The following is a 13,337-nucleotide window of genomic DNA, read 5'->3' as shown; positions in this document are numbered from 1 at the left end:
TTTGTGTGGTGCTAAATAATGTAAGAATAGGCGTTTCATTGCTTGACGAATGGAGGTTTCTGAGATGCTAATTCGGCATGTTCGTGCGCGAGAAGACCATCAATGGCTACACCTACATCTACCTTGTGGAGAATGTCCGCGAGGGTGGCCGCACGAAGCAGCGCATCATCCGCAATCTCGGACGCAAGGAAACGGTTCTCGCCAGCAAGGATCTCGATCGCCTGGCCGCCTCGGTCGGACGGTTCACGGAACGGGCCATGGTCCTGGATGCCATCAACAACGGTGATGTGGCGCGATACGAAGCTCGTCGCATCGGCGGGCCGCTGCTCTTCGGGCGCCTGTGGCAGCAACTCGGCATCGATCAGGTGATCGCTGATCAGCTTGGGGAACGCGGCTTCGAATTCCCGGTGGAGCGGGCCGTGTTCACCGCGACGCTGCACCGTCTGTTCGTCTCCGGCTCGGATCGCGACTGCGCGTCCTGGATGCAGGATTACGACATTCCCGGTGCCGACGATCTGTCGCTGCACCATTTCTATCGGGCCATGGCCTGGCTCGGAGAAGATCTGCCAAAGGACGAGCAGAAGGATGCGACGCCCTTTTCGCCGCGTACCGTCAAGGACGTGATCGAGGAGGCGCTGTTTGCGCGCCGGCGCGACCTGTTTACCGATCTCTCCATCGTCTTCATGGACACGACCTCCCTGTCCTTCCACGGCGAAGGCGGCGAGACGCTGGGGGCACGGGGCTATTCCAAGGACCATCGCCCTGATCTCAACCAGATGATCCTCGCCGTCATCGTCGATGCCGATGGCCGCCCGGTCTGCACCGAGATGATGCCAGGTAACACCGCCGATGTCGCCATCCTGCTGCCGATCGTGCAGCGGCTGCGCAGCCGTTTCGGTATCACCCGAGCCTGCATCGTGGCGGATCGGGGCATGATCTCGCAGGCCACGATCACGGCGCTAGAGGAACAGGGTCTGGAATATGTGTTGGGTGTGCGCGAGCGCACCGACGCACGCATGCGCCGGGTTCTCGACGATCCGCAACCCCTCACGCCGCTCCTCGTCGAGCGCAGCCAGGGCGAGACGCAGCTCTTCGCCAAGGAGGTCGTCGTCGACGGGGTCCGCTACATCGTCTGCCGCAACGAGGCGCAGGCCGAGAAGGACCGCGAGGACCGCCAGGCCATCATCGCTGCCCTCGATACGCAGTTGAAGAAGGGCGACAAGGCCCTCGTCGGCAACTCCGCCTACAGGCGTTATCTCAACACCACGACGCGTGATGCCTTCGAGATCGATGCCGGCAAGATCGCCGAGGAAGCCCGCTATGACGGGATCTTCGTCCTGCGCACCAACGCGAGGATTTCTCCGCTTCAGGCGATGCTGCGCTACCGGGACCTGCTCACCGTCGAGACGCTGTTTCGTGTCGCCAAGGCGACGCTCTCGACACGTCCGATCTTCCATTCATCCGATGCCGCCATCCGCGGCCACGTCTTCTGCTCCTTCCTCGCCCTGATGCTGCACAAGGAGCTGTTCGACCGCTGCACCGAAGCCGGGATCAAACCCGAGTGGCGCCCGCTCCTGCGTGATCTCGACCGCCTGCAGAGCGGCAAAATCGAAAAGGACGGACGCAGCATTGCCATCCGTACCCCGGTAAGCGGTCAGGTCGGGCCGGTATTCCGCGCCGTCGGCGTGGCGCTGCCGCCGAACATCGCCGAAACCGAAGCTGCTTGACCGCACGACCCTCCGACCGTGGTGCTAAAAGCGCGAAGGCGCCCCCTATCCCATTGAAAATCCATAATTATCGGAAATCAGGTGTTTAAGTTGGGCGTGGGTGGTGTCACCCGTGCCTTCGCTGCCATGCCGGGTGACCTGACCCTGCTCGGCTTCACCGATGAGCAGATCGCCGAGGCCAATGGCGATTTCGATTCCCTGTGGACCGCATTCGAAATTCCTGCGGGCACCTATCCGGGTCAGGAAGAGGATGTCACCACGGTCGGGCAGCCGAACTTCCTCGCCGTGAATGACACGGTGCCGGAAGAGGTGGTCTACATGATCACCAAGACGATCTTCGAGAACCTCGGGTTCCTTCAGGCGATCCATCCGGCGACCAATGAAATGTCGCTCGAGGTTGCCACGAATGGTCTGCCCGCGCCGCTGCATCCGGGCGCGCTGCGTTATTACGAGGAAGCCGGTCTCGACATTCCGGATCACCTGCGTCCCTGAGCGGATGACGGGAAACACATGACATATCGGGAGGGCGCGGCCATGGTCGCGCCCTCTTTGCCTCTTGACGGCGACGCACACCCATTGCGGGTATCGAGCAGGATGTGAGACCAGAAACATGAGTGATCCGAACAAGGACCGCGACGCCGCAGATGGGTCCGTGCGCGCGGACGATGCGCCGCAACCGGGAAATCTTGCCGTTTCCCCGGACGACTTGCGCAGGGAAGCGCAGGAGGCGGAGGCCGAGTATGAATCGGTCGTGCGTTCCTTCGACACCGACACGCTGCTCGGGCGGGTCGCCTATGCCGTCGGGGTCGCTCTTGCCTTGTATCACATCTGGATGAGCACCTTCGGCCAGCTCAATACCCTCTGGCTGACGGGCGTTCACTTTGCCGGCTTCGGCTTTCTCTGTGCCCTGCGTTATCCGCTTATCAACCTGAAGAGCGAGGCGGGTGCGAAACTCGTGCTCGCCATCGACGTGGTGATCGGGATTGTCGTCGCGGTTTCGACCCTTTGGCTGCTCTATGACGTGCAGGACATTTTCGATCGCGGGCGCATGGAGGGGATCCAGACGGTCCTGGCGCTGATCATCATGGTCGGCGCGATCGAGTTCACCCGTCGCGCCACGGGTCTGATCATTCCCATCCTCATTCTCGTCGCGCTGAGCTATGTCGTCTGGTGGGGCCCCACGCTCAGTGGCGTCTTCCGTTTTTCCGGGCTCACGCTCGACACGCTCTTCTTCCGCTCGATCCTGGCGGATGAGGGGATGTTCGGTTCGATCGCGCTGATTTCGGCGACCTATGTCTATCTCTTCATCATTTTCGGCGCCTTCCTGGTGCGCTCGGGCGCGGGCATGTTCATCGTCGATCTCGCCCGCGCCATGGCCGGACGTTTCGTTGGCGGGCCGGGTTTCGTCGCGGTGTTCGCCTCGGCGCTGACGGGAACGACGAGCGGCTCGGCGGTGGCGAACACGGTCTCGACCGGGGTCATCACCATTCCGCTGATGAAGCGCGCGGGCTTCCCGCCTCGCTTCGCGGCGGCGGTCGAATCAGCGGCATCGACAGGCGGCATGATCATGCCGCCGATCATGGGGGCGGGCGCCTTCGTGATGGCGACATTCACCCAGATCTCGTATCTCACCATCGTGGCCGTGAGCTTCCTGCCGGCGATCGTGTATTTCCTCTCCGTCGCCTTCTTCGTGCGCATCAATGCCAAGAAATACAATCTCCAGGCCATGGATGACGACGCGCCGACGGCGTGGGAGGTGCTCAAGAAGGGCGGCCCGTCCTTCCTGATCCCGATCTTCACCCTGATCGGCCTACTGGTCGCCGGCTACACGCCGACCTACGCTGCGGGTTTCGCCATCGCGGCCTGCGTGGTCGCCTCCTGGTTCACGCCGAACAAAATGGGCCCGAAGGCGATTCTCGACGCGCTGGCCCTGGGCTCGACCAACATGATCATGACCGCCGTGCTGCTCGTTGCAGTCGGCCTGATCATCAATGTCGTGGCCATGACCGGCATCGGCAACACCATCTCGCTGATGATCGCGCAATGGTCCGGCAACAACCTCCTGATCGCGCTCCTGCTCATCGCCCTGGCGTCGCTGATCCTTGGCATGGGCCTGCCGGTGACGGCGTCCTATATCGTGCTGGCGACGCTCTCGGCACCGGCTCTGCATCTTCTGATCCAGAACAATGCCCTGATCGACGTGATGATGGCGGGGCAGATTCCCGAAGGGACACGGGTGATCTTCTCGCTGGTCGATCCGGGAGCGATGACGGCTCTGGCCGAGCCGATGAGCCGGGATGCGGCGCTGGCGCTGATCAATGCCGCGCCGCCGGAGATCCTCTCGCAGGTCTATCCGCAGGCACTCGATGCGCATGTGATCACCATGGCGCTGCTCTCGGCGCATCTGATCATCTTCTGGCTGTCGCTCGATTCCAATGTCACCCCGCCCGTCTGCATCACCGCCTTCGCGGCGGCGGCGATTGCCAAGACACCGCCGATGCGTACCGGCCTCGAGGCCTGGAAAGTGGCCAAGGGCCTGTATCTGCTGCCGGTTCTGTTCGCCTATACGAATTTCGTCGGCGGCGAGTTCTGGGAGGTGATGCATATCTTCGTCATCGCGGTGATCGGCGTCTACGCGCTGGGCTCGGCGATCGAAGGGCATATGGAAGCGCCGCTGAACTGGGTGACGCGCATCGCGCTGTTCGGCTTCGGCGTGGCGCTGTTATGGCCGAACACGCCGATCGCCGAGGCGATCGGTGCCATCGGCGTGTTCGGCATCATCATCTGGAACTTTCGCACCGATTGGCGGGTGCAGCGCCAGAAGCGGGAGGCGCGGGTGGCGGCGCCCGCATGATCGCGGTGACGGGGCGGCGTCTGGACACGCCGTCCCGATCGGGCCCGCCTTTTCCCATCCAGGGTGATGCGGGCGACGGTGCGTGTGCCTGTACATAACCACAACCCTCGGCGTGAATTCGGATTGCGCGGTTGCGAATAAGTTGTTAGGAAGGCGTTAGGCAATTTCTGATTTCAGGTGGCGCCGTCTTGCGTTTCGCCAACCCGTCCACAAGCGCCGTCGCCGCGCCGCGTCAAAGCCGTTCAGGGGCGCTGAGCCGGACCCGGGCGGCGGGCCCGTTGCACCGCATCGTTTGCCTGCTCTTCGCGGTGGTGGTCTTCATGGTCCTGCCCGGCGGGCCTGGCATTGCGGATATGCGGCAAGCTGGGCAAGCTGGGCAAGCTGGGCAAGCTGGGCAAGCTGGGCAGGCTGGGCAGGAGGAGCAGCCGCCCGTCTCTGACCGGTACGACCGGGTGCTGTTCGCCTCGGTCGAACTGGCGGAGGTCTCGATCTTCGGCGGAAGCGGCTTCAAGCACAGTCTTTCCGGCAATATCGAGGCGCCGGGGCCGGTCGCCATGCTGATGACCAATCTCGGCGCGACGCGTGAACGCTGGCAGGCGCCGGACGGTTTCATCGCCCATGTGCCGCGCATGACACAGATCACGAGGCTGTATTTCGGGCGCCAGGACAATACCGCGCTCGGTTTCATGACCATCGCCGCCGGTATGGAGATCCGGCGGGCCCAGGCGCTGGGCGACGACGCGCTGCCGCGCTGGCAGAGGCCGCGTGCGGGGGCGGCGTTGATCGCGGAATTGTGGCGCGAGGCGCCATTGCGTGCGCAGCCCGCACGCTCCGGGCATGATTGGACGCGCCGCCCCTTTCTGACCCATGCGACCATCATGGCCGGCAGCGCCGCACCCTCGCTCTGGGCCCGGCTGGCGACCGGGCCTGCTCTGACGCAAACGGTCTTCGCCGGGCCGGAAGCCTCGGTTTATCTGGAGCCGGGTTATCAGGAATTTCGGCTGGGCGCGCATGTGACCGGTTTCACCCTCGGCCCGTTGACCCTGCGCCTTGCGGGTGGGGTCGCGATGCCGCGGGGCGGGCGATCCGACGTGTATATCGGCCTGCAGGGGCATATCCTGCGCTGATTCGAGCGCGGGCCGCAGCATGCCAGCGACGCTTTTTCGCAGTGCGATGGCCATGCCCGCCATGTTTTTGCCGATTCCGTAACATCCCTTGCGTGACACCGTGTCGCCGGGCCATTACATCGTCAGGTGAACGGCTTCACTGTAGATAGGTGCCATGTCGATCTGGATTCTCTTTCTCGCCATGACTGCGGCCACGATCATGGCTGTCCTGTGGCCATTGTCACGCCCGCGCAGGGCTCAAGGCCCCGCATCTGCAGGGGAAGGCGAGCGGCTGTTCTACGAGGAGCAGTTGCAGGAAATCGAGCGCGACCTCGCGCGGGGGATGTTCACGCCGGAGGAGGCGGCTGCCGCGAAGGCTGAGGCGGCACGGCGGTTGATCCGCGCCGATGCGCGCCGGGAATCCGGCAACAAGACGCTTGACGAGCCGGCATTGCGGCGGCGGCGCGCGACCTCGGCACTGGCGCTCTCGGCAATCCCGCTGGTCGCACTCGCGATTTACGGTGCGCAAGGCTCACCGGAAATGCCAGGTCAGCCGCTCAGTGCGCGTATGCAACCGGTCACACCCGGCAGTGATATCGAGATGAGCCAGGCGGTCGCACAGATCGAGACGCATCTGCAACGCAATCCCGAAGACGGAGAGGGCTGGGAGGTGATCGCGCCGGTCTATATCCGCCTCGGACGTTTCGACGATGCTGCCATGGCCTACCGCCGGGCGGTCGATCTGCTCGGTGCTGACGGCGAGCGTCTGGCGAATTTTGGTGAGGCGCTGGTCATGGCGTCAGAGGGGATCGTCTCCTCATCGGCGCGCGAGGCCTTCGAGGGCGCCCTCGAACAGGATACGCGCCAGCCGAAAGCACGGTTCTTCCTGGCGACGGCGGCGCATCAGGACGGTGATACGGAGATTGCGCTGGAGCGTTACCGTGATCTGCTGGCCGAATCGGATCCCGATGCGCCATGGGTCGGGGTGGTGCGTCAGCGCATTGCTGCTCTCGAGGGCGAGGCGCCTCCGGCGGAGGGAGCGGTTGACGCTCAGGGCGATGCGTCGGGCGCGATTGCCGGCATGGTCGCGGGGCTCGCCGAACGCCTTGCCTCGGAAGGCGGGAATGCGCAGGAATGGGGGCGTCTGGTGCGCTCCTACGCGGTGCTCGGGCAGGTCGAGCCCGCAGAGCAGGCCCTGGCCGATGCCCGCCGCGCGCTTGCCGGTGACAGCCAGGCAATCGAAGAAGTCGAATCGGTGGCCCGTGAGGCCGGTATCCTGCGAGAGTAACGTGACATGACACGCAAACAACGCCGCCTGGTTCTCATCGGTGTCTCCGGGGCTGTGCTGGCCCTGTCGCTCGGGCTCGTGCTCTTCGCCATGCGCGACACGATCGTGTTCTTCCGCGCGCCGAGTGATATCGCCGCGCAGGGCATCGACGAGGGTGTGCGCTTTCGTCTCGGCGGCCTCGTCGAAGACGGTTCGATGCGCCGGGAGGACGGCCAGATTCATTATTTCAGTGTCACGGACGGGGGCGCGACGATCGAGGTGCGCTATCAAGGCCTCTTGCCGGATCTGTTCCGGGAAGGGCAGGGTGTGGTGACTGAAGGTGCGATCGACGGTTCGGGCCTGTTTCGCGCCGATACCGTTCTCGCGCGCCACGACGAGAACTACATGCCCCGAGAGGTGGCGGATGCGCTCAAGGCGCAGGGCGTGTGGCAACATGGCGATCCGGCGCCCGGCACCCAGTGACCGGGTTGCGGGCTGAAACATTGATGGCGGAAGGGGCAGTTCATTGCTGATCGAAGTTGGACATTTCGCGCTGGCTCTCGCACTCGGGCTGTCTGTCATCCAGATGGTGGTGCCCTTCTGGGGGGCGCGCACCAACGATCCGGTCCTGATGAGCGTCGGCGCGCCCGCTTCGGTCGGCGTCTTCGTGCTGGTGCTGTTTTCCTTCGGGGTCTTGACCTATGCCTACGTCACCTCCGATTTCTCCCTGACGAATGTCTACGCGAATTCGCATTCGCAAAAGCCGATGATCTACAAGGTCACCGGGGTCTGGGGGAATCATGAGGGCTCGATGCTGCTCTGGATCGTGATTCTCACCCTGTTCGGCGCGTTGGTCGGCATCGCGCGCAACGCCGTGCCGCTGAAACTGCGCGCCAACACGATCGCCGTGCAGGCATCGGTGACCATCGCGTTCCTGCTGTTTCTGCTGCTGAGTTCGAACCCGTTCGAACGCATCGACCAGGCGCCGTTCGAAGGGCGCGATCTCAATCCCATCCTCCAGGATATCGGCCTCGCGATCCATCCGCCGCTGCTCTACATCGGTTATGTCGGCTTCTCGATCACCTTCGCCTTCGCCATGGCGGCGCTGATCGAGGGCAAGATCGACGCGGTCTGGGCGCGCGCCGTGCGGCCATGGACGCTGGGCGCCTGGCTGTTTCTGACGCTCGGCATCTCGATGGGCTCCTACTGGGCTTATTACGAGCTCGGCTGGGGCGGCTGGTGGTTCTGGGATCCGGTCGAGAACGCCTCGCTCCTGCCCTGGATTCTCGGCACCGCCCTGATCCATTCCACCGTGGTGATGGAGAAGCGTGATGCGCTGAAGATCTGGACGATCCTGCTGGCGATCCTGACCTTCTCGCTCTCGCTGATGGGTACCTTCCTGGTGCGCTCGGGCGTGCTTACCTCGGTCCATGCCTTCGCCGTCGACCCTGACCGCGGGATGTACATTCTGGCGATCCTGGTCTTCTTCATCGGCGGATCGCTGGCATTGTTCGCCTGGCGTGCGCCGCTGTTGCGCCAGGGCGGGATCTTCGCACCGGTCTCGCGCGAGGGCGCGCTGGTGATCAACAACCTGTTCCTCGCCACGGCCTGCGCCACAGTCCTGATCGGCACGCTCTATCCGCTGGCGCTCGAAGCGGTGACCGGGGCCAAGATCTCCGTTGGCCCGCCCTTCTTCAACGCCACCTTCGTGCCGCTGATGGTGCCGCTGCTGCTGCTTCTGCCCTTCGGTCAGGTCATGGCCTGGAAGCGCGGAGACGTGGGCGGCGTGGCGCAGCGCCTGGCCGGGGCGATTCTGGTCTCGGTGGTTCTGACCGTGATCGTCTACGGCTTCACCTATGGCGGTCCGGTCGCCGCACCGCTCGGCGTGGGGCTGGGGATCTTCCTGATCGTCGGGGCGCTCAACGAAGTCGTCACCCGTTCCTTCAGCGGCGGCGCCGGATTTGCCGACGCCATGCGCAAGGCGCGCGGTCTGCCGCGCTCGACCTGGGGCACCGTCACCGCCCATGCCGGTGTGGGCGTCATGGTGATCGGCATCGCCGCCACCGCCTGGTCCACGGAGCGGATCGTGACCATGCGCCCGGGGGATGTCGTGCATGTCGGTGGCGCCTATTCAGCCCGGCTTGATGCCGTCTTTCCGCGTACCGGGCCGAATTTTCAGGAAGACGTGGCCCGGATGACCATCCTGCGCGGTGATCGTGCCATCGGCGAGGAAGAGACCTCGAAGCGCTTCTATCCGGCACGCAACATGCCGACCACCCAGGCGGGCCTGCATACGGTCGGCTTCTCGCAGGTCTATCTCAGCTTCGGCGAGCCTCAGTCCGACGGGGCGCTCGGCCTGAGGCTGTACTACAAACCGCTGATTCTGCTGATCTGGATCGGAACCATCTTCATGGCGCTCGGTGCCGGTATCGCCATGACCGATCGCCGCTTCCGCGTCGGCGCTCCCGTGCGTGCCAAGCGTGAAGCACCGCTCTCCGGCCCCGCGCCCGCGCCGGCGGAATGAGGAATTGCGCATGAGACGCTTTGCCATAGCCCTGATACTCGCTGCCGCTCTCGCGCTCGGGATGGGCGCCGCCGCGCCGCCTGCACTTGCCGCCCCGCATCCGGATGAGATCCTCGAGGATCCCGAACTGGAGCGTCGTGCGCGCGATCTCTCGGCCAATCTGCGCTGCCTCGTCTGTCAGAACCAGTCAATCGACGATTCGGACGCGCCGCTGGCCCGCGACCTGCGGCTGCTCGTGCGCGAACGGCTGGTCGAGGGGTATTCCGATCAGGAGATCGAGGATTTCGTCGTGGCGCGCTACGGGGATTTCGTGCTGTTCACGCCGCCCTTCAATGCCAGCACGATGCTGCTCTGGGGCTCGCCGGCCCTGGTGCTCGGGGCCGGCGCGCTCGGGCTGTTTCTCGTCATACGCAGACGCCGCCATGCCGCACCGGTGGTGACGGCTGATCTCACGCCGGACGAACGCGCTGCGCTCGAACGCATTCTCGGTGATACTGCGTCCGGCAAATCCTGACCGCACGCTGCAGCCCGGTCAGGCGCTGCCGGTCTGCGCGTGCGGCGTGACGATGACGGTCCCGTCTTCAATGGCGAGCGACAGCCGCCCGTGCTTCAGCGCGAGGGCCTTGTCACCGAACAATACGCGCCGCCAGCCCTTGAGTGCAGCGACATCGGCGTCGTCGTTCTCGGCGATGGCTTCGAGGTCATCCACCGTCGCCACGATCTTCGTCGCAACGTCATTCTGCTCGCAGACCGCCTTCAGCAGCACTTTGAGCAGATCCACGGTGGCGCCGGCATTGCCGCGACCGCGCGAACGTTCCGGCAGCTTCAACTCCGAGAGGTCACGCGCCAGCCCCGCCTCGATCGCGGCGAGCGCCCCGGCGGCGCTGCGCGAGCGCTCGAAACCGTTCGGTACCGATCGCAGCCGCGCCATTGCCTCGGCGTCCCGCGGCTGCGAGATCGCGAGCTCGACCACGGCATCGTCCTTGAGGACGCGGTTGCGCGGCACGTCGCGGCTCTGCGCCTCGCGCTCGCGCCAGGCCGCGACCTCGATCAGCACGGCGAGTTCCTTGACCTTGCGCACCCGGCCGATCAGGCGGCGATGCGCGCGTGCCGGATCGCCCTCATAGGTGGCGGGATCGATGAGCACGGCCATTTCCTCGTCGAGCCAGGCGCTGCGCCCGGTTTCCGCGAGCTGGCTGGCGAGGGTCTCGTAAACAGGGATCAGGTGCGTCACATCGGAGAGCGCATAGGCGCGCTGCGCCTCGCTCAGCGGGCGGCGCGACCAGTCGGTGAATCGCGATGACTTGTCGATCCGCGCCTTGGCGAGATCATTGGCGAGTTGCTCGTAGGAGACCGAATCGCCATAGCCGCAGACCATGGCTGCAACCTGGGTGTCGAAGAGCGGGGTGGGGATCACGTTCCCCATCGTCCAGATGATCTCGACATCCTGGCGCGCCGAGTGAAACACCTTGATGGTGCTCTCATCCGCCATCAGTGCGAAGAAGGGCGCGAGGTCGATACCGTCTGCCAGCGGATCGATCAGCACGGCTTCCTCGGGCGATGCGATCTGGATCAGGCAGAGCCTGGCATAATACGTCGTCTCGCGCATGAACTCCGTATCGACGGTCACGAACGGATGTGCGGCGAGCCGGGTGCAGGTCGCCGAGAGTTCGGCGGTATCGGTGATCAGTTTCATGCAATCCCTTTGCCGAATATGGCGATTGTGTGCAAGAGGCAAGCGCTGGGCAAGCAGGAATCTCGCCCCGCAGATATCAACCGTGTCGGCGGAAATCCCGGCCCGGGCGGGCAAATTCGCGTGCGCTGCGGCAGCGGCTCTTGACAAGCGCGGCCTGCCGGGCTCACTCCCCTGAAGCTCGTTCGAGAAAGAAATCCGGTTCCATGCATCGCTATCGTACCCATACCTGCGCCGCTCTCCGCGAAACCGACATCGACGGCGAGACCCGCCTTTCCGGCTGGTGCCACCGCATCCGCGACCATGGCGGCGTGCTGTTCATTGATCTGCGCGACCATTACGGTATCACCCAATGCGTGGTGGATCCCGATTCCGCCGCCTTCAAGCTGGCGGAGACGTTGCGCTCGGAATGGGTCGTGCGGCTCGACGGCAAGGTGCGTCGGCGCCCGGAAGGCACCGAGAACCCCGATCTGCCCACCGGCATGATCGAGGTCTTCATCACCGATCTCGAAGTGCTCGGCGCCGCCGACGAATTGCCGATGCCGGTCTTCGGCGAGCATGATTATCCCGAAGACATCCGCCTGAAATACCGCTTCCTCGATCTGCGTCGCGAGAAGCTGCATGCCAATATCATCAAGCGCGGCCAGATCATCGATTCGATCCGCCGGCGCATGAAGGAGGGCGGCTTCTTCGAATTCCAGACACCGATCCTCACCGCCTCCTCGCCGGAAGGCGCGCGCGATTTCCTGGTGCCCTCGCGCCTGCATCCGGGCAAGTTCTACGCGCTGCCGCAGGCGCCCCAGCAGTTCAAGCAGCTCGTCATGATGTCGGGCTTCGATCGCTATTTCCAGATCGCGCCCTGCTTTCGCGACGAAGACGCCCGCGCCGACCGCTCGCCCGGCGAGTTCTATCAGCTCGACGTGGAGATGAGCTTTGTCACCCAGGAAGACGTCTTCCAGGCAGTGGAGCCGGTTCTGCGCGGCGTGTTCGAGGAATTCGCCGAGGGCCGCAAGGTGACCGGCGCGTTCCCGCGTATCCCCTATGCGGAGGCGATGCTGAAATACGGCATCGACAAGCCGGATCTGCGTAACCCGCTGATCATCTGTGACGTGACGGAGGAATTCTCCCGCGAGGAGGTGACCTTCAACGCCTTCAAGAACGTCATCAAGGCCGGCGGCATCGTGCGCGCCATTCCCGCCACCGGGGCTGCAAGCCAGTCACGTTCTTTCTTCGACAAGCTCAATGACTGGGCGCGCGGCGAGGGCGCGGCGGGGCTGGGCTATATCGTCTTCGAGGATGACGGCGGCGATCTCGTCGGCAAGGGGCCGATCGCCAAGTTCATCCCGGCCGAAGTGCAGAAGCTGATCGCATCAAAGGCGGGAATCGCCGCCGGCGACGCCGTGTTCTTCTCTGCCGGCGAGAAGGCCAAGGCCGTGTCGCTGGCCGGCAAGGCGCGCACGCGCATCGCCGAGGAGCTCGATCTGATCCCGCAAGGCGAATTCGCCTTCTGCTGGATCACCGACTTTCCGATGTATGAATGGGACGAGGACGAGAAGAAGATCGAGTTCTCGCACAACCCGTTCTCGATGCCCGATTATGATCTCGACAAGTTCCTCGCCCTCAACCCGGCGGATGCCGACGAGATCCTCGGTATCACCGCCTTCCAGTACGACATCGTCTGCAACGGTGTGGAACTGTCGTCGGGCGCGATCCGGAACCATCGCCCCGACGTGATGCGCAAGGCGTTCGGGCTCGCGGGCTATGGCGAGGACGTGCTCGAGGCGAAATTCGGCGGCATGCTGCGCGCATTGTCGCTCGGCGCGCCCCCGCATGGCGGTATCGCACCAGGAATCGACCGTATCGTGATGCTGCTCTGCGGCGAGCAGAACCTGCGCGAGGTGGTGCTGTTCCCGATGAACCAGAAGGCCGAAGACCTTCTGATGAGCGCGCCGTCGGAGGTCAGCGCCAAGCAGCTGCGCGAATTGCACATCCGCCTCAATCTGCCGGAGTGAGGCGCAAGGCGCGCAAGACATTTCATCGGCACAACACGCGAGCGCTGCCCATCGCATATGCGCCCCCTCGCCATGGCGGGGGTGGCCCTGTCTCGCTAGGCTGCATGCGTGCGTCGCGGCTGCGCCTGCATCGGCGCACGGTCTGTGCTGGATT

10 protein-coding genes are annotated in these 13,337 nt (G+C 64.4%); 9 read left to right on the top strand and 1 reads right to left on the bottom strand.

The window, feature by feature from the left end; genetic code table 11:
- The first annotated feature begins 77 nt into the window (after positions 1 to 77).
- From GA0071312_RS18430 to GA0071312_RS18395, 8 genes are all read left to right on the top strand, one after another.
- Positions 78 to 1,727 (top strand): IS1634 family transposase, encoded by a 1,650-nt coding sequence (locus GA0071312_RS18430; protein ID WP_074443290.1) that lies wholly within the window; start codon positions 78 to 80, stop codon positions 1,725 to 1,727.
- An 81-nt stretch (positions 1,728 to 1,808) separates the two neighbouring features.
- Positions 1,809 to 2,219, top strand: a complete 411-nt coding sequence (locus GA0071312_RS18425) for a TAXI family TRAP transporter solute-binding subunit (protein WP_238947335.1) — start codon at positions 1,809 to 1,811, stop codon at positions 2,217 to 2,219.
- Positions 2,220 to 2,337: 118 nt separating this feature from the next.
- Positions 2,338 to 4,581, top strand: coding sequence for a TRAP transporter permease (locus GA0071312_RS18420; protein ID WP_083204746.1), 2,244 nt, complete (start codon positions 2,338 to 2,340; stop codon positions 4,579 to 4,581).
- Positions 4,582 to 4,859: 278 nt separating this feature from the next.
- Positions 4,860 to 5,708, top strand: a complete 849-nt coding sequence (gene bcsS / locus GA0071312_RS18415; RefSeq protein WP_083204745.1) for a cellulose biosynthesis protein BcsS — start codon at positions 4,860 to 4,862, stop codon at positions 5,706 to 5,708.
- 154 nt (positions 5,709 to 5,862) lie between these two features.
- Positions 5,863 to 6,975: a c-type cytochrome biogenesis protein CcmI gene (ccmI, locus tag GA0071312_RS18410; RefSeq protein ID WP_074446481.1), complete on the top strand. Its 1,113-nt coding sequence runs from the start codon at positions 5,863 to 5,865 to the stop codon at positions 6,973 to 6,975.
- A gap of 6 nt (positions 6,976 to 6,981) precedes the next feature.
- Positions 6,982 to 7,437 (top strand): cytochrome c maturation protein CcmE, encoded by a 456-nt coding sequence (gene ccmE / locus GA0071312_RS18405; RefSeq protein ID WP_074446480.1) that lies wholly within the window; start codon positions 6,982 to 6,984, stop codon positions 7,435 to 7,437.
- 43 nt (positions 7,438 to 7,480) lie between these two features.
- The gene (locus GA0071312_RS18400) at positions 7,481 to 9,478 is read left to right on the top strand and encodes a heme lyase CcmF/NrfE family subunit (protein WP_074446479.1); all 1,998 of its coding nucleotides are present in this window, start codon (positions 7,481 to 7,483) and stop codon (positions 9,476 to 9,478) included.
- Between the two features lie 10 nt (positions 9,479 to 9,488).
- Positions 9,489 to 9,992: a cytochrome c-type biogenesis protein gene (locus GA0071312_RS18395; protein WP_083204773.1), complete on the top strand. Its 504-nt coding sequence runs from the start codon at positions 9,489 to 9,491 to the stop codon at positions 9,990 to 9,992.
- A gap of 18 nt (positions 9,993 to 10,010) precedes the next feature.
- Here the strand turns inward: GA0071312_RS18395 and rnd are convergent, their stop codons facing one another.
- The gene (gene rnd / locus GA0071312_RS18390; RefSeq protein ID WP_074446478.1) at positions 10,011 to 11,174 is read right to left on the bottom strand and encodes a ribonuclease D; all 1,164 of its coding nucleotides are present in this window, start codon (positions 11,172 to 11,174) and stop codon (positions 10,011 to 10,013) included.
- A gap of 203 nt (positions 11,175 to 11,377) precedes the next feature.
- Between rnd and aspS the strand changes: the two genes are divergently transcribed.
- Positions 11,378 to 13,183, top strand: a complete 1,806-nt coding sequence (aspS, locus tag GA0071312_RS18385) for an aspartate--tRNA ligase (RefSeq protein WP_074446477.1) — start codon at positions 11,378 to 11,380, stop codon at positions 13,181 to 13,183.
- Positions 13,184 to 13,337 lie beyond the last annotated feature (154 nt).

The organism is Saliniramus fredricksonii (genome assembly GCF_900094735.1).
In the GTDB taxonomy this organism is placed as follows: domain Bacteria; phylum Pseudomonadota; class Alphaproteobacteria; order Rhizobiales; family Beijerinckiaceae; genus Saliniramus; species Saliniramus fredricksonii.
Note: the sequence above shows the minus strand (reverse complement) of the source record. Positions and strands in the feature narration are given on the sequence as shown.

Bases quoted from the DNA above. Each gene is read 5' to 3' on its own strand.
- ccmI (WP_074446481.1), top strand. From the start codon at position 5,863: ATGTCGATCTGGATTCTCTTTCTCGCCATGACTGCGGCCACGATCATG.
- ccmE (WP_074446480.1), top strand. From the start codon at position 6,982: ATGACACGCAAACAACGCCGCCTGGTTCTCATCGGTGTCTCCGGGGCT.
- GA0071312_RS18395 (WP_083204773.1), top strand. From the start codon at position 9,489: ATGAGACGCTTTGCCATAGCCCTGATACTCGCTGCCGCTCTCGCGCTC.
- GA0071312_RS18430 (WP_074443290.1), top strand. From the start codon at position 78: ATGTTCGTGCGCGAGAAGACCATCAATGGCTACACCTACATCTACCTT.
- GA0071312_RS18420 (WP_083204746.1), top strand. From the start codon at position 2,338: ATGAGTGATCCGAACAAGGACCGCGACGCCGCAGATGGGTCCGTGCGC.
- rnd (WP_074446478.1), bottom strand. From the start codon at position 11,174: ATGAAACTGATCACCGATACCGCCGAACTCTCGGCGACCTGCACCCGG.
- aspS (WP_074446477.1), top strand. From the start codon at position 11,378: ATGCATCGCTATCGTACCCATACCTGCGCCGCTCTCCGCGAAACCGAC.